The organism is Bradyrhizobium sp. USDA 4501 (assembly GCF_054062115.1).
In genome coordinates this window covers 892,912-913,883 of record NZ_JBSSEX010000001.1, presented here as the reverse complement: position 1 = coordinate 913,883, position 20,972 = coordinate 892,912, and the positions used below count along the sequence as shown (strand labels likewise).

Here is a 20,972-nt window from a genome sequence, read left to right as displayed (position 1 = left end):
GACAGGATCAGAACGGAGCTCTAGATACTTGTTTTGACGCGTTTTCTTTGCGCGAGCCGGTGTCCACTTCGCTGGAAAGCGCTCCGGCCGCGGCCAAGTGCCTCGCCCGGCGGCAACCCGATGCAGGCAGAACTAGCACGGAAATTCGCTGCAACTTTTAAGCGACCGTTCATCCTTTCCCTCAATGGGCCGTCAACCAATGTGGCCTAGTTTGGCCGGCATATTACTACGGCGCGGGAGAAAAAGCCGCGAGCGTCGGACAGGAGCTTTTCATGCGCGCGTTGATGGCAAGGTTTCTGCGTGATGAGGTCGGGGCGACGGCCATTGAATACGCCATCATCGCCGGAGGCATCAGCATCGTGATCGTCGCCGGCGTCAGGGGCATCGGCACCAGCGTGAGCGGCCAATTCAATGCCGTCAGCTCGGCATTCAAGTAAGCCCAGCCGGCAGCTCGGCATTTTCCGGATTCAGTCGTCCCCGTTCAACGCGCGCAGCATCGCGATGCGCGCGAACATCAACCAGCCGGCGCCTTGTTCCGCCGCATTGATCAGATGCTCGACCGCGATCTGCCAGCGCGTTTCCTGCTGGGTGTCTTCCGATAGCTTCATGATGTAGTCGGCGGCGTGCTGCAGCGTCACCAGTGTGCCGCCGCGATGCAGCGCGATCGGTTCGTCAAACGGCGTCGACCAGGGCATCTCGACCGGAACATCTCAGGCGCTGTGGACCGGGCTCATCTTGCGGTCGCTGCGCTAGCCTGCCTTCTTGCGCGCCGCGGTGCCCTGGGCGCGCGTTGTCTTCTCGGCCTTCTTCGGCTCGGGTTTGGCGGCCTCCTTGGGCTCGCGCTTGCCGCTGCCCGAGATCGGCAGCAGCATTTCGCGCTGGCCCTCGATGCGCTTCTTCGGCTTCTTGCCCTTCGCGGCCTTTGCCTCGGCCTTGGCGGGCGCGGCCTGCTTCTCGTTGGCAAGGCTCTTCTTCAGCGCGTCCATCAGGTTGATGACGTTGCCGCTGGTCTTCGCCGCGGGCTTGGCGACCTTGATGCCGTTGCGCTTCTGGTTGATCAGGTCGATCAGCGCCTGCTCGTAGCGGTCCTCGAACTCCTCCGGATCGAAGTCGGCGGACTTCTGCTCGACGATGTGCCTGGCGAGATCGAGCATGTCCTTGGTGATCTTCACATCCTGGATGTCGTCGAAATACTCCTTCTCGCTGCGCACTTCATACGGGTAGCGCAACAGTGTGCCCATCAGCCCGTTGTCGAGCGGCTCGAGCGCGATGATGTGCTCGCGATTGGTCAACACCACGCGGCCGATCGCGACCTTGTTCAGGCTGCGGATGGTCTCGCGGATCACCGCAAAGGCGTCGTGGCCGACCTTGCCGTCGGGAACGAGGTAGTAGGGACGGATCAGATAGCGGCTGTCGATCTCGCTGCGCGGCACGAATTCGTCGATCTCGATGGAGCGGGTCGAATCCAGCGCGATGTCGTCGAGCTCTTCCTTGGTGACCTCGATATAGGTGTCGGTGTCGACCTTGTAGCCCTTCATGATGTCTTCGGTGGAGACTTCCTCGCCGGTCTCCGCGTCGACCTTGGCGTATTTGATCCGGTGGCCGGTCTTGCGGTTGATCTGGTTGAAGGAGACCTTTTCGGTATCCGATGTCGCCGGGTACAGGGCAACCGGGCAAGTCACGAGCGAAAGGCGCAAAAAGCCCTTCCAATTGGCGCGAGGGGCCATGGGGAAACTCCAGGGAAACTCCGATTACGCAACCGACGGAACGGTCAAGGATAACACCGGGAACCCCAGTTTGAAACAACACGGCCCGGTGAATCTCGCAACGGCGTTAACCGTGTCCTCGCGCTGCGCCCGTTTGACGCGGCGGGCGGGACTGCCGTCGGCCCAGCCGTCAACGCTCTCGGAACATCGCTCCCGATCACGCGTTGGCTGTCGAAGGGGCGCGGCAAACGCCGGAATTACAGGCACTTAAGCAAAGAGGTTGCCATGGCAACGGAACGACACGGTCAAATCGTCGAAACCCCGACCGAGGCACGGCAGGCCGAGCCTGGACCTTCGGTTCTCGCGCTGCTCACGGCCTCGACAGGGCTGGCCGTCCTGATCCTCGGCATTGTCTGGTTCGCCTTTTTCCGCGTGTGAGGCGATTATCATTGGTTGACCGCGTGCGAGGACTTGATTGTTAAACTGAGAGGCAGGGCGAAGCGGGCAGATTGCTCCCGGGAAGAATCCGTTCGGTCGCGCCGGCCTCCGGCGCGCGGCTATCCTGCATGCCGGCCACATCGCCTGGTCAAGCTGCACGACCGTCTTGATCGACGTATGTGACGTCGATCGGGCGAGGATCCGAAGGGAAATTCCGGCGCGCGGGCCGCCGCGATCGCCGACGTAAAATTCCTGATCGTGTCGAACGGAATTTCCACTGCGCGATGGCGTGCGGCCTGGCGGCGTTTTGCAGCGGTGATCTGTGATGCGCGATGCGAATGGCTGCTGCGACGCGTCACGAGATCATCGAAATTGACTGCTAGCTGATTTGAATCAGTTACGCCTTGAGCCTGAGATGTTCTATTCGCAAGAAGAAAAAAACTCGTTGCTGGCGCGCTTCAAGGAGAAAAGCGTTTCAGGTGTCTTCGTCGGACTGACGGTGCTGGCGATGGCGGGGTGGATTTATCTTCTCAGCTCGATGTTCCTGAAATTCATGCTCTGGTGGTTCTCCTGAGACGTTCTCTCGCGAGAACAATTATTGTCGACGCCTGATCATTGATGCGTCGTTCGATTGCACAAAAATTCCAGCGGCTGAACAATCTTTCGGCGCGTCCAATCATGATGTCGTCACAACTTCGAATGTTAATAACATCGGGGCGAACGTGGACGGTTGTGATGGTTTCTCCTGCTCTGATTCTCGCGGCGGTGTTCGTCGCAGGCTTCTTCTCCGGTTTCGCCGCGCGCTCGTGGCGGTCGCACAAGCGCCGCGCGCAATATCGGATCTATGCACCGTATGTGGCGCCATCAGCCGCGAAATCGTCGAGGCGGGAACAGCCGGTCAGTGCGTTCGGCCACATGCGTCGCGCGTTCTAGCGGAGTAGTTCGATCGAGGTAGCGCGACGGTGTGCGGTGAGTTGGGGTTGGCTGGCAACATGCAATCGGTCATCATGTCGGCGTCCGTTGCGGCAGGCGGGTTGGTTGCATGCCAGCGTGCCCCTGATCTCGTCGCCAGCCCCGCGGATCGCAAGGGAACTTTCACGTCATGAGTGATCTCAGGGGGCATTCGCCAAGGCGGTATGTCGTCGATGTCAGTGGCAAGCGTGTGCTGGTCGGGCTGACGCTTGAGGAGACGTCGGAGTTCGAGGACCTGGACTCCTCGCTGCCGGGACTGGCGGACGGGCACGATAACGGGACGGGCCTGGTGCCGTCAGCCGGTGAGGGACGGTGGCTCGAGCTCTATGACAAGCACGACAAGGCCTGGATCAAGTGGAAAGCCGACCTGAGGGCCGGGCATGAGGGCAATTCACCCTTTTTTAACTAAGACCGGGCGATTTTGACCTGTGCTGCCTCAATGGGCCCGAACCGGATACTGACAGATGTTTCAGCTGTTTTTGCGGTCTCGCGCGCAGGACCTGATCAAATCGCGGCGCGGCGAGGAAGGTTTCAAGGCACGCTCGGCCGAGCGCGATGCCGAGACCGATCGCGCCCGGATCGGATCGATCATGGCCGCGATCGAGGCCGCGTTGCAGGCGGCCGAAAGCGAGCAATCCGGTCTTGGCCGCCGCGTCGATGATGTTCTGGCCCGCGCCGCGGTGACTCTCGGCAACGGCACCGACGAATATCTCGAACGCGAGGCGCTTGACAACTATCATCAAGACCTGTTTGACGCCGAGATCTCCAACGGCCAGCGCCGGCTGAAGGAATTGGCGACCGAGATTGCGCACTTCAAGTTCATGAAAGCTGCCGTCCTGAGCCGCTTTCCGGACTACAAGCCTCCGGGCGCCAGCAACTGACGCCTGGCGGCGCGCAACGCGAAGACAGCTGCGGCTGCCGCGTGTAACGGCTTATTCGAATGGTCCGGCGCAAGGCGAAAGGCACGGGCAAGACGTGGTGATCGCAGGCAATCTACTCGTCACGGGCTGCGCCGGCTTCATCGGCTTCCATCTGGCGGAGCATCTGCTGCGGGCAGGGCAGCCGGTCATCGGCCTCGACAATCTGAACGACTATTACGACCCGGCGCTCAAGCGCGCGCGCCTCGATCTGCTCAAGCAGCACCGTGGCTTCACCTTCGTGGAGCTCGACCTCGCCGACCGAGCCGGCATGAAGGCGCTGTTCGAGCGTTATCGCTTCGAGGTCGTGGTGCATCTCGCCGCGCAGGCCGGCGTGCGCTATTCCCTGCAGAACCCCCACGCCTATGCGGATTCCAATCTGGAGGGCTTCCTCAACGTCCTCGAGGGCTGCCGACACACCGCGTGCAAGCACCTGTTGTTTGCGTCCTCATCGTCGGTCTATGGCGCCAACACCAAATTGCCGTTTTCGGTCCACGACAATGTCGACCATCCGGTCAGCCTGTACGCCGCGACCAAGAAGGCCAACGAGCTGATCGCCCATTCCTATAGCCATCTGTATCGCGTACCGGCAACCGGGCTGCGGTTTTTCACCGTGTATGGGACGTGGTATCGGCCGGACATGGCGCTCTATGCGTTCGCCGACGCGATCACCAAGGGCAAGCCGATCCAGCTGTTCAACAACGGCAACATGCGGCGCGACTTCACCTATGTCGACGACGTGGTTGAGGCGATGGTGCGGTTGATCGGCCGCGCGCCGGAAGGCGACGTCAACTGGTCGGGAGCGCATCCCGATCCGGGCTCGAGCCGGGCGCCGTGGCGGGTCTACAATATCGGCAACAGCAGGCCGGAAGAACTGATGCATGTGGTGGCGCTGCTCGAGCAGGGCTTGGGGCGGCAGGCCGAAAAGCAGTTGATGCCGATGCAACCGGGAGATGTACTGGAGACGTCAGCCGACGTCTCCGACCTGGAGCGTGAAATCGGCTTCCGCCCGCAGACGCGGATCGAGGATGGCATTGCCAGGTTTGTCGCCTGGTATCGGGCCTATCACGACGTCGATCGGACCTAGGCGCCGCGAGAAGCGTCGTCGTGTTTCAGCTCGCAGTCAGAGCTTGATCTTCGCGCAAACGCGATCCGCGTTTTGTTGCGACGGAAGACCGCTTCGCACTTCTCCGGATCATGCTTTAGTGCGCTCATTGCGAGTCCGGGCTCGAGAAAAAACTGATTCAGTTTGGAACGGAGTGTGGCAATGCGAGTTATCTCGGGTTTTGCGATCGCCTCAGCCGTGATCATGATCTCCAGCGCAATGGTTCTCGCGCATGCGATCGACGTGCAGGTGGCGCGCGCCTGCGATGCCTTGGTCGCGAAGGCATTTCCGCCGCTACAGCCCGGCAATCCCGCTTCCGGGAGCGCGCGGGGAGGCGCCAAAGCCCAGCGGGACTATTTCAACAAGTGCGTCGCCAATGGTGGCAAGATGGACGACGATACGCCTCCTAAATCGAAATAGCGCGCGATCGCGACGCGGGGCGAATTAGCGATGCTTATGGCGAATCTTCACTGTCGCTGCTGTTCGTGGGGACTGTGCAAGCGTGCGAATGCAGCGACAGGTGCGCGAAAGGCGTTCACTCCCACTGTTCAAGCCGGACGCTTCGGTCCCGCTCATTTTAATTAGAATAGCGTTAGCGCGGTTGGGTCCGGCGGAGGCGAAATCGCGCTTGTCCGATGTCCAGCGTTGAATTCATTTCGCTGGATTGCTCGAGCGCTTCAAGGCACCGTCAGCCGCTTCAATATTCGCAACCGGTCGAAACACTCTGCGATCCTTGATGGACGTGGCAGCAGCAGATTTTGCGTCTAAGGAGCAGCTTTGGTGGAATATCTTGTGTGCACCTGAGCGCGTCCCTTGAAGCGCGATCGCTGTAACACGGCGACATTGTGATAGCCGGACAATGCACGTTCGGTTGAACGACGCGGCAGCCATCAATGATCACCAAGCAATATCATGCGCTTGGTAGAGCTTCCGACCCACATTGAGCCGCGTTGTCCAGCCGCGCGCCTCATAGCTGCCGCTGCCAACTCATCTGTACGACACATCAAAGGCCGCCGATCGGGCGCTTCGCGATCAGGTTGTGGAACCTGATTGAGAAAATTTAACTCGGAGCCATGTTGGTCGCAAACCTGCCCCATTAACCGCCTTCCATGTGCGCGGAATAACCCTGTCATCGAAACTTCAATCACATCGCTCATACCCTTAACCGCAGAGCGAGGGCGCGCCATGAAGCAGCACAAAGTTCAACATTTGCATCAGCCGATCGAAGAGGCGTTGCTCGCGACCAATCAATCGCTGCGCAACGAAGTCGTTGCGCTGATGCTTGATATCGCTGAGTTACGTGAAATCCAGGAACGCCCGGGCTCGTCGCGTTCGTTCGGCATGTCTCGAGAGCAGAACACTCCGCGCGTCGCGCTGCGCCGGGTTCACAGCTGAAGTCCGTCAGCCTCTTTCTCATCGGCAGAATATGCGGCCACATCCTCGCCAATCCGGCGAGCATGCTCGCGCGCCTGCAGTTGCGGACATTTCAATTCTAAATTGAATGATGCGCTGGCCCGATGCTCGTTTAGGCGAGCTGGCGGACGTTGCTGCGGATAATCGCGGTCGTGAGGGTGGGGGCGGTCAGTGCTCCAGCGGCACGGACTTGCGTGCCCCGACATCGGACAGACGCTCGCGCAGGATCCAATTCTGCAAGACCAGTTCGACCGCGGTATGCCGGAGCTCGCAATTCTCCGCGACGAGGCGTTCCAGGATGTCGGCCGCCTCGCTTGACGCGGGTTGGTTCCCCTCGAAGACCTTGAGACGCGCCATGGTGTCGATCCTCGCAAAAATGTTGATCAGAGGCTGGCTCTGACAAGCGTCAGCACAGAATGGTTCGCGGATTATCGGGCGGACGTGGTTCCGCCTGATGGCCTCGGGTGGGAAAGCGCTTAATTGATAATTCGTGGATCGAGATATGAGCGTTAGGTTTCGTGAAAATAATCCTCAAATATGTTGAAACCCTCGTGACACCTAACATCCTAGTAACTACTGCTGGGCGTGTATGCCCGCAAGCGGCCGGACGCGAAACTCGCGGGATTAATTTGTTAGAAATTTGTGAAAGTTGCGCTTGACCGGTGGGGCGATTATCGCGGCGAGGCATGGCGCACTCACAATCTGTCGAGAGACCGATTGAATATTCTCATTTGCTTCCCGTTTGAGAATGCAAACAGTGCGCCAGTTATCCCGATCAAACTCTCATACACAGAAAGTCGTATAACTTTTTTTATCGGGCCCTTTCAGCGGAGGAATATTCCCCGTATATTCCGCTCAATACCTTGCAGCTTCGGCGTTTCTTCGCACTATGTGTTGCTGCCGACCGGCAAGTTCGAGGCTCCCGAAAGGCCCCCGGGAAACCCTCAATTTGAATTTCCTGTTGCATTTACATAGCTTATAGGCCATGCGATGATTGCTAATCTAGGGGGCAATGAGATGACCAATGAGGCGTCATTCTACTGAGGAGATCAGTTCCAAGGTCAAACAGGCCGAGGAACTCATGGCGCGGGGGCAGTCCCAGGCCCAAGCGTGCAAGGTGCTGGGCGTTAGCGTGATGACGTTTCATCGCTGGCGCAAGCAGGAGGCCGCACGCGGCCACCAGGCGAATGGTACTGTTACCGAATTCGCCGCTCGCACCGATGATAGAGATGGGATCCCCCCTGTCCATAACCGTATTGATGAATTACGGCTGGAAAATGAACGGCTGCGCCGGATCGTGACCGACTTGCTGCTCGAGAAAATGAAGATCGAGGAAAAGCTTGCGCTCAGGTCCGGCGGCGGGAGCGGCTTGCCCCGCCGTGGTGAAGCCCAAAGCTGACGTAAGCTATCCGTTAGTGGATGCGTGAAGGCCTGGGAGCCAGCAGCAGCTGGTCGCTCAGATGTGCCTTCTCCGACCTTGCGCGCAGCTCTTCGAAGATCGGACGCAGTCTGGCCTGCGCAAGGTCCAGGCCCCTGACGATGTCCTGATTCGGCATGTCGGCCGGGAAGCGGGCCGCGCGCAGCTTTGTCTCGATCGCCTTGACCAGCACCTCGACGTCGTCGCGGTGCTGGCCCGCGACGAGCTCGGCGCCCATCAGGCGGATGAGATGGAGGAGGGCCACCAGCGCGGCCTCGGTTTCGCCAGCCGATGAACTCATGCGCGCTCTCTATCCGATATCCGCAGCAGCTCTTGCGAGCTCACGACCCGCCTGATAATACACATATGAATTGTTAACACGAATGTTAATTCCCGATGACCGACCTTTCGGACGCTCGATTGGCGAAGGTACCGGTTAACTTCGGCGCCTTCTCGTTCGCTTTCGCCTCCCTCGAGGCGTTTGCCGTCGCGTTCGAGATGATAATCGTCGTGCTGTCCAGCATCGTCGGCGGCGCGGCCTATCACCTCTTTTACTACCACACGGTTTATAGCAACAGCTTCGAGGGTTTTCTAGGGATCGGGGTCCTCGCCGCCATCCTTCACATGTTCGTGGCGAAGTCGCAGGGCCTTTACAACGCGCAGGTGCTGGCCGGTCTCGACCGGCGCTGGAGCAGCCTGCTCGGCGGATGGCTGCTGGTCGTTCTGCTGATGACCCTGATCATCTTCCTTTTGAAGGTGGGTTCCGGCGTCTCGCGCGGGTCGGTGCTGTCATTTGGCCTGATCGGCGGCCTCGGGCTGGTCGGCGGACGGATGCTGCTGCAGGCGCCGCTGCAACGCGCGATCGACCGCGGCATGCTGGCAACGCGCCGCGCGGTCGTGGTCGGGATGGCGGACGAATTGTCCCGGGTGCGGCAAGCGAGCCTGCTGCGCGATTTCGGCCTCAGCGAGGTGCGACGGGTCCAGCTCTCCGGATCGTCCGACGACGCCGGCGACCGGGCCGCCGTCGCGTCGGCCATTCTTGCAGCACGCGAGTGCGGCGCCGACGAGATCATCCTGGCCATGCCCTGGCAGCAGGAGCCGCGCATCCAGTTCGTGTGCGATCAGCTGCGGGCATCGCCGCTGCCGGTGCGGCTGCTGCCGGACCGGACCGCGGAGCGGTTCCTGGCGCTGCGGATGGTGGCGACCGGCCCGATCCCGACGCTGGAAATGCAGCGCTCGCCGCTTACTTCGCTCGAGCGCGCCGGCAAGCGACTGTTCGACATCGTGGCGTCCAGCGGCCTCCTGGTGCTGTTCGCGCCGCTGCTGATCGGAACGGCGATTGCGATCAAGCTCGACTCCAGGGGGCCGGTCCTGTTCCGGCAGCGCCGCAACGGCTTCGACGGCAAGCAATTCACCATTCTCAAATTCCGCTCGATGCACGTGCTCGAGGATGGCGATATCATCACGCAGGCCCGCCCGAACGATCCGCGGCTGACCGGGATCGGCGCGACCCTGCGCCGCCGCAGCATCGACGAACTGCCGCAGCTGGTGAACGTATTGCGCGGCGACATGTCGCTGGTCGGGCCGCGGCCGCACGCGCTGGCGCATGACGACAAATATTCGAAGCTGATCGCGAGCTATGCAGAGCGCCAGCACGTCAAGCCCGGCATCACCGGTCTCGCGCAGGTGCAAGGGCTGCGCGGCGCGACGCCGGCGATCGAGGACATGCAGCTGCGGGTGGCGCATGACCTCATCTACATCAAGAGCTGGAGCTTCGTGCTCGACCTGCGCATCCTGCTGCGCACGGTCGGCGCGGTGTTGCGTCACAAGGGTATCTGACGGCTGGGCATCTGGGCGCCAGGCGCGCGTTACTGCGGAATGCTCTGGTTGGCGTCCTTGAACTCCGCCTCGATGATGCGCCGGTTGGCGTCGCCAGCCACGCGATAGGCCTGCCCGATCGCGCCCTTCAGTTCCGGCGCCCGCGTGAGGATCAGGCGGATCTGCCGCTGCAGCAGGTCGACCAATTCGACATCGCGCGTGGTGTCGACTTGCGCCAGGAGGATCAGGCGCGGCGCGATCAGATCGCTGCGGTTGAAGCCAGTATAGTAGGACATCTTGAGCGCCTTCGACGCGGTCGGATTCAGCCAGTCGAACCGTCCGGTTGCCGAGGCGAGGCCGAACCAGGCGCCGGCGTCCATCGGCGAGAGGCGAATCGCCCGCGTGAACGCGGCTTCGGCCGCCTCCGGTGACGTCTGCAATTGGCTCCAGCCGTCGCGCAGCCACAGCTCGCCTCTGACCATGCCGACCTCTGCGGCGATCGCCGGTTTGGCGCGCAATGCATCGGCGGCAAGCCACCAGGCCGACAAGGCGAGCGTCGCGGCGCCGATCGCAGCGGCGGCCGGCACGAAGGCCGGCGAGAGACGCCTCGCATTCCGGCCGATCGCGTCAGCCATCGTGTTAGCCATCGCATTAGCCATGGCGCGCGGCCCGGTTGCCGGTCATCAGCAAGGTTCGCCGTGCTCCCTCGAGTTTGACGCAGGTCAGGCGGCCGGTCGCATAGGCACCGGTGTCGACATTGATGCGGTTGCGCAGCAGCTCGGCCTCATGCACCGGCGTATGGCCGTGGACCACGACCTTGCCGAAATCATCTTCCGAGATCAGGAAGTCGTCGCGGATCCAGAGCAGATCCTCCTTGCGCTGCTGGTTGAGCGCGATGCCGGGCCTGACGCCGGCATGGACGAAGAAATAGCGTTTGTGCACATAACAGAGCGGCAGCGAGCCCAGGAAGGCGAGATGGACCGGCGGCATCTGGCGGATCAATTGCCGGGCGAGCGCCCTGCGTTCGGAAGCGTCGGGATTGGGCGAGGGCGTCAGGCCGTAGGACATCAGCGTTTGCAAGCCGCCAAACTGCCGCCATTGCGCGAGCATGTCGGGATTGACGAGAAATTCCAGCAGGCAGGCCTCGTGATTGCCGAGCAGGCAGACCATGCTGCGGGTGCGGCGGCGTTGTTCGAGCATGGCGATGACATCGCGCGAATCCGGTCCGCGATCGATATAGTCGCCGAGGAACACTTGGATCGGTCGCGCCGGCCGGAACCGACGGATGTCGGCATCGATGCGGGCGCAGATCTCGTGCAGCAGGTCGGCATGACCGTGGATATCGCCGACGGCGTAGATGCAAGTCTCGTCGCCCTCATGTTCGAGATCGCCGGTCTGGCCGACAAGACGCTGGAGGAAGCTGCGCATCTGGCGTCTAGCCCGCCTGCGACCGTGAACGGCTGATCCGCTGTGCCAGTCCTGTTCCGATCACGGCTCCCAACACGATCACTCCGGGCAGCGCCGGCAATTCCGGCAAGGTGAAGCCAGCAAGCAGCAGCGTCAGCAGGACGGCTGCGGCCGATGCAGGGTAGGACCAGTCGCGGCCGCGATTGCGCGCACCGGCCGTGAACGCTGCGATGCCGACGATGATAGCCGCAACTAGAGTCCAGAACATGGCGGAACCGAATTGCGCGATCAAGGCCGCCGCGCTGGTCGCAATCACGGGGCGCGTGGTGGCGCCCTGCCAGTCCATATAGGTCGACGCCAGCGTTGCCGTGGCGCCGGCGCCGCTGCCGAGCGCGGGCAGGTCGGCGAGCAGATTGTGGGTCGATTGCACGAACTCGGACGGTGCATGAACAAAGGCGACCGCAAGCGGCACGTCGGGATGACGGTTGCCGATCGCCGTCGCCAGGGCGATCAGCGCGATCGCTGCCGCAGCAGCAGCGCTGCTCCAGCGGTGCAGATGAAGCTTCCGCGCGGCGAAGGTCATCAGGACGAGGGCGATGCCCGCGGCGATCGCGGTCGCGGCGCCGCGCCGCCCAACCAAGCAGGCGCTGACGGCGCAGAACAGCGCGACGGCGGCGAGCAGCCAGCGCAGCCGTGTCAATTGGGCTGCGGTGCGGCCATCGGCGTGCCCTCCGACGGCGAGCGCGCGCGCAACACTGAGCGGAACGCCAACGAGAACGACGACAAGGAATCCGTTTGCCGTCTCATCGCGCGCAGCGCCAGGCCAGACTTTGACCGGATCGCTTGATAGCAGCAGGATCAGGGCTGCGACGGCCGCCGTTGCTGCAATGGTGCGGGCCACCATGTCGGCGCGGCGAGCGTCGATCGCGATCGCGGCGGCGGTGATCATGACCGACATGAGTGACAGCCAGATGAGCAGCGCGCCGAGGCTTGCGCCGGTGTCGATCGTGATGCTGCCGCTGAGCTGTGCCCCCAGCGTTTCGCCGGCGAACTTCCACACCGGATGCGCCAGGACCGCCAGGGGAAGCATCTGCAGGACGATCCAGAGCACCGGCAGAAGCGCCGCCGCAACAGCGGGACCGACCACCGACTTCAGGAACGACAGCTCACCTGGACGGATCGCCACGAGGCTTGCGAGCAGCCCGAGCGACGTCGCCGCGCCGACGAGACCCGTCGCGAGCGATGCGTCGATGAGACCGAGCGGAATCGACGCCCCGATCAAGATGCAGATGAAGGCCGTGACGTTCCACACGAGAGGGGAGGTCCTGCAGAGGATGAGACGCAATTCAGCGGGATGCCCCGGGCTTGCCGCGAGGTCAACGGAAATCGGGCACGCCAAAGCGGGCAGTGTCATGCCCTGCTATTGCGAACGGCGCAGGGCGAGACGTGGCGTCGAGGTGCGGGACCAGAACAGCGGCGCGAAGGTGCCTGCCAGATATCCGACTTGCAGCGCTACGAGCGCAGCGATCATGAGCAGCGCGGTTTCCGACCACGACAGGCGCGCGACTCCGATGGCGGCCAGCAGCGCGAGTTCCACGAGCGCCACCGGTGCCAGCACCAGATAGTGCTGGCGCAGCCCGAGAACGGCGCCGCCGATCAAATTGCCAAGGAAAACAAATAACATAGCCAAACCCTGCGCCCCCAAGATATCGGGCCGGGCCTAAGCTGGGGTTAACCCGCACGTCGCAGAGCCGCCGGCGCGGTGCCGGCCAACCTCGATGGCCTGTGGCTTTGTTAGTCGATTAACATTCAGAACGGGCGGAGATCGCCGTAACTATAGGCCGCCCAATAATCGCGGCCGCCATACGGTCCATAGGCGCCGTAAAGCGGCGCGCAGGAGTAGCGATCGGGACAGCCGTGCCAGCAAACCCGTTTCCACTGACAGACGTCGCCACGACAATATTGCAGCCGCTGACAGTTGCCGCCGACCCGTTGCACGGCGCGCGGGGAAACGCTTAGTTCTGCGGCAGAAACGGCGGAGCCGCCGAGGGCGCCTAGCAGCGGCAAGGCGACCATTCCCAACGCGATTGCGGGTAGCTTCCTGCGGGCCATCGAACCCTCAATCGGTTAACTCAAACCATCTCATTCACAGATAACGGGGAGATTGGACGAAAGCAAAGCCGGAGTGACGGCGCGCGGGGCTTTGTCTCACGACGGTGCGCCGGTGTCGCCGAATTGCCTCACCTCGATAACATTATTTATCAATTGCATCGCAATATATCGCGGAAACTTGTGATTGTGATAGTCGGCGTGTTACGGCACGGCCGGAGTATTTGAATGTCGCGTGCGAATTTCATTCGGGTAATGTTATTGCTTGCGGCCGCCTGTTGGGTCAGCGGTTGCCATTACATGCCGACCAACGGTCCGACGAGCTCCGATGTCGTGGCCGGGCAGCGCGATCCTGAAAGCCTGCCCTATGCGATGGTCAAGATCACACCGCAGATCGAGAACGTGCTGGCGTCGTTCGCGCCGCAACTCGCCGGTGGCATCCAGGGCCCGCCGCCGAAGGACATCCGCTTCGGCATCGGCGACGTCGTCAGCGTCACGATCTTCGAGGCCGCCGCCGGCGGCCTGTTCATTCCGGTCGAGGCCGGCGTGCGTCCCGGCAACTACATCACGCTGCCGAACCAGAACGTCGATACCGACGGCAATATCTCGGTGCCCTATGCCGGCGCGATCCGCGCCAAGAACCGCACACCGACCGAAGTGCAGCGCTCGATCGTCGATGCGTTGAAGAATCGCGCGATCGAGCCGCAGGCCGTGGTCGCCCTGATCGAGCAGCGCACCTCGCTGATCTCCGTGCTCGGCGAGGTCAATTCGCCGAACCGCTTCCCCGCCAATGCCGCGGGTGAGCACGTGCTTGACGCGATCACGCGCGCCGGCGGCCCGAAAGGGCAGGGTTTTGACACATGGGTCATGCTCGAGCGCGACGGCAAACGTACTACGGTGCCGTTCGGCCAGCTGGTCTACGAGCCCCAGAGCAATATCTACGCCCATCCCGGCGACACCATTTATGTCTACCGCGAGCCGCAAACCTTCGTCGCCTTCGGCGCGTCGGGCGCGCAGGGCCAGTTCAATTTCGAGGCCTGGCGCATCTCGCTCGCCGAAGCCGTTGCCAAGGCGGGCGGCCTGAACGACTCCTCGGCCGATCCGGCCTCGGTGTTCGTCTATCGCGGCGAACTGCCGGAAGTGGCCGCCAAGCTTGGCGTCGACGTCAGCAAATATTCAGGGCCGATCATCCCGGTCGTCTACAACATCAATTTCCGCGATCCGGCCGGCTATTTCCTGGCCACGCGTTTCCAATTGCGCAACAAGGACGTGCTCTATGCGTCGAACGCGGCATCCGTCGAGGACGCCAAGGTGATGCAGCAGATCCGCCTCGTGACCGCAACGGCGAACGATCCGATCGTGGCCGCCTACAACGCAACCCTACTTCGTAATTCGATCAAGCTTGCGCCCTGATATTGGGGCGTGAGCCGGCACGGCCGGCTTCATGACACGTTTGCGATTAGCTTCCGGCTCAAGCGAGGCGACGGCATTGCCGTGGCCGGTGCGCTGGTCATCGTGGCTGTTCTGCGCCGTCGTCGCTTTGGCGCCGCTGCCGCTCGGCTCGGTCGGTACGGTTGCGCCCGCGATCTGGTCGATCCTGCTCGGGATTGCACTGCTCGGGGTGTTACCGATGCGCCTGCGCGGCAGTCAGCTCATGATCCTCGCCGTGACGGCGTTGTTGACGGCGCTTGCCATGCTGGTGCTGCACGAGCAGTCGGTCGTCCGGCCCTGGTCGGGTGCGGCGCCGAACGCGTTGTGGGCGCAGGCCGGCAGATTGCTGCCTGCCGAGCTGCCGCCGGCCGTGTCGATCGCGCGCGGTCAGCCGTTCTATTCGATCGGCGTCGGAATCGTTTGCCTGCTCAGCTTCGCCATCGGCGTCGTGCTCGGTGCCAACCGCAGACTGGCGCGGGGGCTGTTGCGGGCGGTGGCCGCGGCGGGGCTGGTCTATGCGATCTGCGGCATCATCACTTTCGTGATCGATCCCACCCGGATCTACCTGCTGCACGAGAAGCAGGCGCACCTGGCGTGGCTGACATCTCCCTTCGTCAATCGCAACACTGCCGGCATCTATTACGGTTGCTGTGCGCTGATCTGGCTGTTGTTCGGCTGCGAGCTGATCGAGCGGCATTGGCCGCCGCGCCGTGCCGGCCTGTCACGGCTGCTCGCGCGCCTCGATATGCCGGCGCGGCGCCGGCTCGCCGGCCATGCGTTCGGCTGGCTCGCTTGCCTGCTGGCGATGTTTCTGACCGGCTCGCGCGGCGGCGTCGGGGTCTCGCTGCTCGCCGCGGTCGCGGCTGTCGCGATCTTTTTTCGCAACCGGGTGCCGCGCCGCTACGGCATGATCGTGGCGCTCGGGGTCGGCAGCCTGGTCGCGCTGGCACTGCTGCAGCTTCTCGGCGGCGGTGTCGGCGCGCGCTTCAGCACGATGGGCCTGTCCGATGAGGGACGGTTCTCGACCTATCGCGCAACGTTGCGGATGATCTGGGATCACCCGTGGCTCGGCGATGGTTTCGGGACCTTCGAATGGGTTTATCCGGCCTATCGCACCGACGACATCTCGCTGCGCGGGACTTGGAACCGGGCACACAACGGCTGGCTCGAACTGGCGTCCGACGGCGGAATGTTAATGGCCGGCGCCGCCATGATCGCGCTGCTCGCGGCGTTCGTCGTGCTCGCGCATGGCGTGCGGACCCGTCGCCGCGACGTGATCGTGCCGCTCGCGGCGCTCTGCGCGTCGGTCGCCGGCGCACTCCATTCGATGATCGATTTCTCGCTCCAGATCACCGGCTATGCCGTTGTTATCGCGGCCTTGCTCGGGGCAGGCCTGTCGCAATCCTTCCGCTCCGGCCGGGGCGCCGGCGGTGGCGGCTCCGACCGTGACGCCAGTGTTACGGTCGGGCTGCCGGTTAACGCTGATTTCGCGCGCCACGGCCCGGCCGCGGCCGGCGCGGCTATTTAATTGGCGCGATAACTCTGACTATGCTAACGAACTGTTAGTATTCGTTAGGGAGATAGCTGTGTTCACATTTGAGCGATCCGGCGGCTTTTCCGCCCCGCGCCTGGCGACGTTGGTGGTGATGCTGGTGCTCGCGACACCCGGTGGCGCGGCGCTGGCGGAGACACCTGGCGGGCTGATCCAGCTGTCCCAGGCGGTCACCAATTTCAAGGCCAATCCCGAGCAGCTGCTGACCCAGTATCCGAATGCAGGCGTGGAGTTGACCTCGCGGGCGCGCGACTTCGCCCTCAACGATCCGACATGGCTCGATCCGCTGATTGCGCTGCTCGCCAAGGCAAGCAAGGACCAGAAGACGGCGATCGCCGCCGGCCTCGCCCAGGCCGCGCGCATCGTGGTGCGCAGCAACCAGCCCTACGCGACGCGCATCCAGCAGGCGATTGCCGACACCAAGGATCTCGACACCGTGATGGCGTTTGCCGCTGCGTCGGGTGACAGCGGCACCGCGGCGACCGGCGCCGGCGGCGCGGGCAGCGCCGGTGCATCCGGCGGCCAGACCAGCGCGCTGGGCGCCAGCGGCGCCGGCGGCGGAACGCTCGAGGCCATCGACGGCAACAGCGTGAACACCGGCATCTTCAGCTTCACCTCGTCGGTCAGCAGTTCGGGCAGCACGACGACCGGTACCGCCACGGGCACCGGCACCACACTCATTTCAACAGTTACCCCCTGAGCGGACGTCCGATCGCCAATGGAGAACTTTCTGCAGCAACGCGCTTCGGTGTCGGCGGCGGGACGCTTCCCAGGATCATTGGAGGGCGCGAGGGCAGGATCCATCCTGCCGGCGCGGCGATAGGACGAGATGCTTCAGCGCAACCAGATTTCGCCGTCTGTCGATCTGAGAAATCGTCCGGCTGAATTGCCGTCGCTGGCGGAAACCTTTGACGCCTTCGTCACCTATCTGCTCCGGCAATATTGGGTCATCCTCGGGACCGCCGCGCTCTGCCTGTTCGGCGGCATCTGCTATCTGGCGACGGCGGCGCCGAGCTATACGGCGCTTGCCACGATGATCATCGACACGCGCAAATTCCAGGCCTTCCAGCAGCAATCGCCGGTGAGCGAGGCCCCCGTCGATTCCGCCGCGGTCGAGAGCCAGGTCGAAATCCTGAAGTCGGAGAATGTGGCGCTCGCGGTGATCCGCGACCTCAAGCTCAACGAGGATCCGGAATTCGTCGGCTCCAGGGCCGGCGCGGTAGGAGCCGTGCTCGATTTCGTGTCCGGCCTGCTCGCCGGCGGGGCGCCGCCCACCGAATTCGACCGGACCCGGCGCGCGGTCCGCACGTTCCAGAAGCAGCTCGACGTCCGCCGCCGCGGCATGACCTATGTGATCGAGGTCAGCTTCCGCTCGCTCGATCCCGAGCGTGCGGCGCAGATCGCGAACGCCGTTGCCGACGCCTATATCGTCGATCAGCTCGATTCCAAATATCAGGCGACGCGCCGCGCCAGTGTCTGGCTGCAGGACCGCATCCAGGAGCTGCGCACGCAGGCATCCAACGCCGAGCGCGCGGTGCTCGACTACAAGAAGACCAACAACATCGTCACCTCCAGCGGCAAGCTGCTCAACGAGCAGCAGCTCGGCGAGCTCAACACCCAGCTGCTCCAGGTGAAGTCGCAGGTCACCGACGCCAAGGCCAAGCTCGACCGCATCGAGGCGGTGGTGAAGGGAGGCGTCCCCGATGCGACGGTGGCCGATACGCTGAACAACCAGGTCATCACCAAGCTGCGCTCGCAATATCTCGAGCTTGCCAACCGCGAGGCCGACTGGTCGTCGCGCTACGGCTACAATCATTTGGCCGCCGTCAACCTGCGCAACCAGATGCGCGAGATCCAGTCGTCGATCATCGATGAACTGAAGCGGCTCGCCGAAAGCTACAAGAGCGACTATGCGATCGCCCAGCAGCGCCAGAACGAGATCGAGCGCGCCGTGAACGACTCGGTGTCGCAGTCGCAGTCGACCAACCAGGCGCAGGTCACGCTGCGCGAGCTCGAGAGCTCGGCGCAGACCTATCGCTCGCTCTACGACAATTTCCTGCAGCGCTACATGGAAAACGTGCAGCAGCAGTCGTTCCCGGTCAGCGAGGCGCGGGTGATCACCCGTGCGTCGCGTCCGCTCAGCAAGAGCCATCCGCAAACCTTGGTCGTGCTCGCGCTCTCGGCGCTCGGCGGCCTGATCGCCGGGCTCGGGCTCGGCGTGTTGCGCGACCTCTATGACCGGGTGTTCCGCACCGCTGAAATGGTCGAGACGATCCTCGAGGCCGACTGCGTCGCCATCGTTCCCCGCGTCTCGCCGGGCCAGATCAAGGCGCCGGTCGCCGGTCGTCCCAGTCTGCCGATCGGTCCGCGCACGATCCGGCGCGGCGACGAGCCGGTGCTGTGGGCGGCGATCGATTCGCCATTCTCGCGGTTCTCGGAAGCGATCCGCTCGATCAAGGTCAATGCCGACCTCAACGTCACCAAGCCGTCAAAGATCCTCGGGCTGACCTCGGCATTGCCCAACGAGGGCAAGTCGACGCTGGCCTTCGTGTTTGCGCAACTGGTTGCCCAGAGCGGGGCCCGCGTGCTCCTGATCGATTGCGATCTGCGCAATCCATCGCTCAGCCGCAAGGTCGCCGCGACTGCCGAGCGCGGCATCCTCGACGTGCTGTCGAACAATGCGACCTTGCAGGACACGCTCTGGCGCGATCCCGAGACCGGCCTCGCCTTCCTGCCTGGCGCCACGCGATCGCGCATCGCCCATTCGCACGAAGTGCTGGCCTCCGACCAGATGAGGGATTTCATCGACGGGGCCCGCAGCCATTATGACTACGTGATCGTCGATTTCCCGCCGCTCACGCCGGTGGTCGATGTCCGCATCACCGCCCACTTCGTCGATTCCTTCGTCTTCATCGTGGAATGGGGCAAGACCCAGGTGCAGGTGGTCGAGCGTGCGCTGCGCAGTGCGCGAGCGGTCAACGAGAACCTGCTCGGCGTCGTGCTCAACAAGGCCGATATCGCCGCGATGAGCCGCTATAGCGGCTATGGCGGCAAGAACTACTATTACAACTCGCACTATGGGCGATATGGCTACACCGAGTGAGACGCACGGCGGGTTGCCCGGGCGCGCAGCCGCCTGGCTTGCGCGCGGCTTGCTGGCCGCGGTCGCGTGCTCGTCCGTCGCCTGGGGCACGACCACCTTGCCGGACTTTGTCGACCAGACCCGACTCGACGGCGCAAAGGACCTGATCCTTCGCAACGAACCGGTCAGCGACGCCGAGCTCGATGACCTCGGTCTGCTGCTGTCGCGCGCCGTGGCGGAGAAGGATTGCATGCCGCCCATCGATCGCAGCGCGGCGGTGATCCGGCTGCGGCTCGCCGAGAACGCGCTCGCATCCGGCGAGCAGGTCGACGCCCGGATGGGCGAGCTTGACGAAGCTGTCCGCAAATCGCTCGGCTGCGCGCCGGCCGATCCCTATCTCTGGCTCGTGCTGTTCTGGCTTCGCAATATACGGCAGGGCTTGAGCGACGCCAATTTCGACCTGCTGCGGATGTCGTACCGGCTCGGACCCAACGAGGGCTGGATCGTGGTCAAGCGCAGCGCGATGGCGCTCGCAATGTTCGACGCGCTGCCGCCTGACCTTTCGTCCGACGTGATTGCCGAGTTCGCGCGTCTCGTGAAGACCGAACTGTACACCGAGGCAATCGATCTCCTGAAGGGACCGGGCTGGGCGCACCGCGACAAGTTGCTCGCTGGCCTCGCAGCTGTCCCGCAACGTAACGTCGATATCCTGACCCGCACCATGGCTGACATCGGGTACGATGTCGACCGCCGCTCGCCGGCGGAGCGGCGCAATTGGGAGCACAAATCGAACGACCGCCTCGACGAGCCTGCCCGAATGCCGCCGGAGGCGAGCGCTAGGCCATGACGATGGAATTTTGCATCGGACAGCACAACGCGCATTATGAGGGCGTCTATTCGGCGCAGGAGCGCGACTGGCGCCGCGTCTGCGCGGTCGACAAGGCCGATCATATCGCCGGCTTGCTCGGCGCAGCCGCCGCGAAGGTCGGCAATGTGCTCGAGGTCGGCTGCGGCACCGGCGCCGTGCTGGCGCGGCTGTCGGCGATCGGCGTCGGCCGCGACTTCACCGGCATCGACGTGATCGATCCCGCGACCAATCTGGAGATCGACGGCGCCGCTTCGGCTCCGTTCCGCTGGTCCAGCTATGACGGCGTGACGATCCCGTTCGCCGACGGATCGTTCGACCTCGTCTATGCCAGCCACGTCCTGGAGCACGTGCCCGAACCGCGCGCATTCCTGCACGAGCTCGCCCGGGTCGCGCGGACCTTTGTCTATGTCGAGGTGCCGTGCGAGCTGCACGCGCGGACCAATCGCCGGGCGTTGCAATCGACGCTCGACATCGGCCATATCAATTTCTACACGCCCGACACGTTCCGCCTGGTGCTGGAGACGGCCGGGCTCCGCGTCACCGGCTTCGGCACCTATGATCACAGCCTGCCGGTTCATGCGTTCCATTCGTCGCGGGTGAAGGGGCTCGCCAAAAGCATTGTGCGGAAGTCGCTGTTGTCGGTCGGCCCGGCGTTCGCGACCAGGCTTGCGACCTATCATTGCGGGGCGCTCTGCCGGCGTGACGAGGCGCAGGCGCTGCCGCGGGACCGGTAAGCC

Annotated in this window: 26 protein-coding genes; 17 read left to right on the top strand and 9 right to left on the bottom strand. The window is 63.4% G+C overall.

Annotation, left to right across the window (positions count from 1 at the left end; translation table 11 throughout):
* Positions 1 to 272 precede the first annotated feature (272 nt).
* Positions 273 to 437 (top strand): Flp family type IVb pilin, encoded by a 165-nt coding sequence (locus tag ACVWZM_RS04455; RefSeq protein WP_016841801.1) that lies wholly within the window; start codon positions 273 to 275, stop codon positions 435 to 437.
* 30 nt (positions 438 to 467) lie between these two features.
* On the opposite strand, the gene ACVWZM_RS04450 is transcribed toward ACVWZM_RS04455, so the two are convergent.
* Both ACVWZM_RS04450 and ku read right to left on the bottom strand, forming a co-directional pair.
* Complete coding sequence (locus tag ACVWZM_RS04450; protein WP_016841800.1) at positions 468 to 695, bottom strand: hypothetical protein; 228 nt, start codon at positions 693 to 695, stop codon at positions 468 to 470.
* Positions 696 to 749: 54 nt separating this feature from the next.
* Positions 750 to 1,727 (bottom strand): non-homologous end joining protein Ku, encoded by a 978-nt coding sequence (gene ku / locus ACVWZM_RS04445; protein WP_456852118.1) that lies wholly within the window; start codon positions 1,725 to 1,727, stop codon positions 750 to 752.
* 264 nt (positions 1,728 to 1,991) lie between these two features.
* Between ku and ACVWZM_RS04440 the strand changes: the two genes are divergently transcribed.
* The 8 genes from ACVWZM_RS04440 to ACVWZM_RS04405 all read left to right on the top strand — a co-directional run bounded on the left by ACVWZM_RS04440 (position 1,992) and on the right by ACVWZM_RS04405 (position 6,533).
* Positions 1,992 to 2,144: a hypothetical protein gene (locus ACVWZM_RS04440; protein WP_016841798.1), complete on the top strand. Its 153-nt coding sequence runs from the start codon at positions 1,992 to 1,994 to the stop codon at positions 2,142 to 2,144.
* Between the two features lie 415 nt (positions 2,145 to 2,559).
* Positions 2,560 to 2,718 (top strand): hypothetical protein, encoded by a 159-nt coding sequence (locus ACVWZM_RS04435; protein ID WP_168856472.1) that lies wholly within the window; start codon positions 2,560 to 2,562, stop codon positions 2,716 to 2,718.
* 44 nt (positions 2,719 to 2,762) lie between these two features.
* Entirely contained in the window at positions 2,763 to 3,077 is a 315-nt protein-coding gene (locus tag ACVWZM_RS04430; RefSeq protein ID WP_141342555.1) for a hypothetical protein, read from the top strand.
* A 169-nt stretch (positions 3,078 to 3,246) separates the two neighbouring features.
* Entirely contained in the window at positions 3,247 to 3,525 is a 279-nt protein-coding gene (locus ACVWZM_RS04425; protein ID WP_057020207.1) for a hypothetical protein, read from the top strand.
* Between the two features lie 55 nt (positions 3,526 to 3,580).
* Positions 3,581 to 3,997, top strand: coding sequence for a hypothetical protein (locus tag ACVWZM_RS04420; RefSeq protein ID WP_438079577.1), 417 nt, complete (start codon positions 3,581 to 3,583; stop codon positions 3,995 to 3,997).
* Positions 3,998 to 4,091: 94 nt separating this feature from the next.
* Positions 4,092 to 5,120 carry an NAD-dependent epimerase gene (locus tag ACVWZM_RS04415; RefSeq protein WP_141342556.1) on the top strand — a complete coding sequence of 343 codons (1,029 nt, stop codon included), beginning with the start codon at positions 4,092 to 4,094 and terminating at the stop codon, positions 5,118 to 5,120.
* 222 nt (positions 5,121 to 5,342) lie between these two features.
* On the top strand, positions 5,343 to 5,558 hold the full coding sequence (locus ACVWZM_RS04410; RefSeq protein ID WP_456856622.1) for a hypothetical protein: 216 nt from the start codon (positions 5,343 to 5,345) through the stop codon (positions 5,556 to 5,558).
* 765 nt (positions 5,559 to 6,323) lie between these two features.
* Positions 6,324 to 6,533, top strand: a complete 210-nt coding sequence (locus tag ACVWZM_RS04405; RefSeq protein WP_016841790.1) for a hypothetical protein — start codon at positions 6,324 to 6,326, stop codon at positions 6,531 to 6,533.
* 186 nt (positions 6,534 to 6,719) lie between these two features.
* Here ACVWZM_RS04405 and ACVWZM_RS04400 read toward each other — a convergent pair whose 3' ends face one another.
* Complete coding sequence (locus ACVWZM_RS04400) at positions 6,720 to 6,908, bottom strand: hypothetical protein (RefSeq protein ID WP_028331611.1); 189 nt, start codon at positions 6,906 to 6,908, stop codon at positions 6,720 to 6,722.
* 667 nt (positions 6,909 to 7,575) lie between these two features.
* Between ACVWZM_RS04400 and ACVWZM_RS04395 the strand changes: the two genes are divergently transcribed.
* Positions 7,576 to 7,950, top strand: coding sequence for a helix-turn-helix domain-containing protein (locus ACVWZM_RS04395; protein ID WP_018270679.1), 375 nt, complete (start codon positions 7,576 to 7,578; stop codon positions 7,948 to 7,950).
* 13 nt (positions 7,951 to 7,963) lie between these two features.
* On the opposite strand, the gene ACVWZM_RS04390 is transcribed toward ACVWZM_RS04395, so the two are convergent.
* Positions 7,964 to 8,269, bottom strand: coding sequence for a hypothetical protein (locus tag ACVWZM_RS04390; protein WP_016841787.1), 306 nt, complete (start codon positions 8,267 to 8,269; stop codon positions 7,964 to 7,966).
* Positions 8,270 to 8,388: 119 nt separating this feature from the next.
* Between ACVWZM_RS04390 and ACVWZM_RS04385 the strand changes: the two genes are divergently transcribed.
* Positions 8,389 to 9,807: an undecaprenyl-phosphate glucose phosphotransferase gene (locus ACVWZM_RS04385; RefSeq protein ID WP_229193131.1), complete on the top strand. Its 1,419-nt coding sequence runs from the start codon at positions 8,389 to 8,391 to the stop codon at positions 9,805 to 9,807.
* 29 nt (positions 9,808 to 9,836) lie between these two features.
* Here ACVWZM_RS04385 and ACVWZM_RS04380 read toward each other — a convergent pair whose 3' ends face one another.
* From ACVWZM_RS04380 to ACVWZM_RS04360, 5 genes are all read right to left on the bottom strand, one after another.
* Complete coding sequence (locus ACVWZM_RS04380; protein WP_456852116.1) at positions 9,837 to 10,421, bottom strand: hypothetical protein; 585 nt, start codon at positions 10,419 to 10,421, stop codon at positions 9,837 to 9,839.
* A 16-nt stretch (positions 10,422 to 10,437) separates the two neighbouring features.
* The gene (locus ACVWZM_RS04375) at positions 10,438 to 11,214 is read right to left on the bottom strand and encodes a metallophosphoesterase family protein (RefSeq protein ID WP_456852114.1); all 777 of its coding nucleotides are present in this window, start codon (positions 11,212 to 11,214) and stop codon (positions 10,438 to 10,440) included.
* 7 nt (positions 11,215 to 11,221) lie between these two features.
* Positions 11,222 to 12,505, bottom strand: a complete 1,284-nt coding sequence (locus ACVWZM_RS04370) for a hypothetical protein (protein WP_456852112.1) — start codon at positions 12,503 to 12,505, stop codon at positions 11,222 to 11,224.
* Positions 12,506 to 12,613: 108 nt separating this feature from the next.
* Positions 12,614 to 12,877 (bottom strand): hypothetical protein, encoded by a 264-nt coding sequence (locus ACVWZM_RS04365; RefSeq protein ID WP_456852110.1) that lies wholly within the window; start codon positions 12,875 to 12,877, stop codon positions 12,614 to 12,616.
* A gap of 125 nt (positions 12,878 to 13,002) precedes the next feature.
* Positions 13,003 to 13,305 (bottom strand): hypothetical protein, encoded by a 303-nt coding sequence (locus ACVWZM_RS04360; RefSeq protein WP_456852108.1) that lies wholly within the window; start codon positions 13,303 to 13,305, stop codon positions 13,003 to 13,005.
* A gap of 297 nt (positions 13,306 to 13,602) precedes the next feature.
* Here ACVWZM_RS04360 and ACVWZM_RS04355 point away from each other — a divergent pair, with 297 nt between their 5' ends.
* The 6 genes from ACVWZM_RS04355 to ACVWZM_RS04330 all read left to right on the top strand — a co-directional run bounded on the left by ACVWZM_RS04355 (position 13,603) and on the right by ACVWZM_RS04330 (position 20,969).
* Complete coding sequence (locus ACVWZM_RS04355) at positions 13,603 to 14,715, top strand: polysaccharide biosynthesis/export family protein (protein WP_456852106.1); 1,113 nt, start codon at positions 13,603 to 13,605, stop codon at positions 14,713 to 14,715.
* 31 nt (positions 14,716 to 14,746) lie between these two features.
* The gene (locus ACVWZM_RS04350) at positions 14,747 to 16,261 is read left to right on the top strand and encodes an O-antigen ligase family protein (RefSeq protein WP_456852104.1); all 1,515 of its coding nucleotides are present in this window, start codon (positions 14,747 to 14,749) and stop codon (positions 16,259 to 16,261) included.
* 58 nt (positions 16,262 to 16,319) lie between these two features.
* Positions 16,320 to 16,985, top strand: a complete 666-nt coding sequence (locus ACVWZM_RS04345) for a hypothetical protein (protein ID WP_456852102.1) — start codon at positions 16,320 to 16,322, stop codon at positions 16,983 to 16,985.
* Between the two features lie 129 nt (positions 16,986 to 17,114).
* Positions 17,115 to 19,388, top strand: a complete 2,274-nt coding sequence (locus ACVWZM_RS04340) for a polysaccharide biosynthesis tyrosine autokinase (RefSeq protein WP_456852100.1) — start codon at positions 17,115 to 17,117, stop codon at positions 19,386 to 19,388.
* Entirely contained in the window at positions 19,372 to 20,214 is an 843-nt protein-coding gene (locus ACVWZM_RS04335; RefSeq protein ID WP_456852098.1) for a hypothetical protein, read from the top strand. The genes ACVWZM_RS04340 and ACVWZM_RS04335 overlap by 17 nt, the downstream gene beginning before the upstream one ends.
* The gene (locus ACVWZM_RS04330; protein WP_141340799.1) at positions 20,211 to 20,969 is read left to right on the top strand and encodes a class I SAM-dependent methyltransferase; all 759 of its coding nucleotides are present in this window, start codon (positions 20,211 to 20,213) and stop codon (positions 20,967 to 20,969) included. The genes ACVWZM_RS04335 and ACVWZM_RS04330 overlap by 4 nt, the downstream gene beginning before the upstream one ends.
* Positions 20,970 to 20,972 lie beyond the last annotated feature (3 nt).

What these genes read in the sequence shown, in the direction of transcription:
- ACVWZM_RS04425 (WP_057020207.1), top strand. Translation starts at nt 3,247, where the DNA reads ATGAGTGATCTCAGGGGGCATTCGCCAAGGCGGTATGTCGTCGATGTC.
- ACVWZM_RS04340 (WP_456852100.1), top strand. Translation starts at nt 17,115, where the DNA reads ATGCTTCAGCGCAACCAGATTTCGCCGTCTGTCGATCTGAGAAATCGT.
- ACVWZM_RS04455 (WP_016841801.1), top strand. Translation starts at nt 273, where the DNA reads ATGCGCGCGTTGATGGCAAGGTTTCTGCGTGATGAGGTCGGGGCGACG.
- ACVWZM_RS04400 (WP_028331611.1), bottom strand. Translation starts at nt 6,908, where the DNA reads ATGGCGCGTCTCAAGGTCTTCGAGGGGAACCAACCCGCGTCAAGCGAG.
- ACVWZM_RS04335 (WP_456852098.1), top strand. Translation starts at nt 19,372, where the DNA reads ATGGCTACACCGAGTGAGACGCACGGCGGGTTGCCCGGGCGCGCAGCC.
- ACVWZM_RS04330 (WP_141340799.1), top strand. Translation starts at nt 20,211, where the DNA reads ATGACGATGGAATTTTGCATCGGACAGCACAACGCGCATTATGAGGGC.
- ACVWZM_RS04420 (WP_438079577.1), top strand. Translation starts at nt 3,581, where the DNA reads ATGTTTCAGCTGTTTTTGCGGTCTCGCGCGCAGGACCTGATCAAATCG.
- ACVWZM_RS04355 (WP_456852106.1), top strand. Translation starts at nt 13,603, where the DNA reads ATGCCGACCAACGGTCCGACGAGCTCCGATGTCGTGGCCGGGCAGCGC.
- ACVWZM_RS04405 (WP_016841790.1), top strand. Translation starts at nt 6,324, where the DNA reads ATGAAGCAGCACAAAGTTCAACATTTGCATCAGCCGATCGAAGAGGCG.
- ACVWZM_RS04380 (WP_456852116.1), bottom strand. Translation starts at nt 10,421, where the DNA reads ATGGCTGACGCGATCGGCCGGAATGCGAGGCGTCTCTCGCCGGCCTTC.
- ACVWZM_RS04435 (WP_168856472.1), top strand. Translation starts at nt 2,560, where the DNA reads ATGTTCTATTCGCAAGAAGAAAAAAACTCGTTGCTGGCGCGCTTCAAG.
- ACVWZM_RS04430 (WP_141342555.1), top strand. Translation starts at nt 2,763, where the DNA reads ATGCGTCGTTCGATTGCACAAAAATTCCAGCGGCTGAACAATCTTTCG.
- ku (WP_456852118.1), bottom strand. Translation starts at nt 1,727, where the DNA reads ATGGCCCCTCGCGCCAATTGGAAGGGCTTTTTGCGCCTTTCGCTCGTG.
- ACVWZM_RS04395 (WP_018270679.1), top strand. Translation starts at nt 7,576, where the DNA reads ATGAGGCGTCATTCTACTGAGGAGATCAGTTCCAAGGTCAAACAGGCC.
- ACVWZM_RS04375 (WP_456852114.1), bottom strand. Translation starts at nt 11,214, where the DNA reads ATGCGCAGCTTCCTCCAGCGTCTTGTCGGCCAGACCGGCGATCTCGAA.
- ACVWZM_RS04450 (WP_016841800.1), bottom strand. Translation starts at nt 695, where the DNA reads ATGCCCTGGTCGACGCCGTTTGACGAACCGATCGCGCTGCATCGCGGC.
- ACVWZM_RS04440 (WP_016841798.1), top strand. Translation starts at nt 1,992, where the DNA reads ATGGCAACGGAACGACACGGTCAAATCGTCGAAACCCCGACCGAGGCA.
- ACVWZM_RS04350 (WP_456852104.1), top strand. Translation starts at nt 14,747, where the DNA reads ATGACACGTTTGCGATTAGCTTCCGGCTCAAGCGAGGCGACGGCATTG.
- ACVWZM_RS04390 (WP_016841787.1), bottom strand. Translation starts at nt 8,269, where the DNA reads ATGAGTTCATCGGCTGGCGAAACCGAGGCCGCGCTGGTGGCCCTCCTC.
- ACVWZM_RS04365 (WP_456852110.1), bottom strand. Translation starts at nt 12,877, where the DNA reads ATGTTATTTGTTTTCCTTGGCAATTTGATCGGCGGCGCCGTTCTCGGG.
- ACVWZM_RS04410 (WP_456856622.1), top strand. Translation starts at nt 5,343, where the DNA reads ATGATCTCCAGCGCAATGGTTCTCGCGCATGCGATCGACGTGCAGGTG.
- ACVWZM_RS04360 (WP_456852108.1), bottom strand. Translation starts at nt 13,305, where the DNA reads ATGGCCCGCAGGAAGCTACCCGCAATCGCGTTGGGAATGGTCGCCTTG.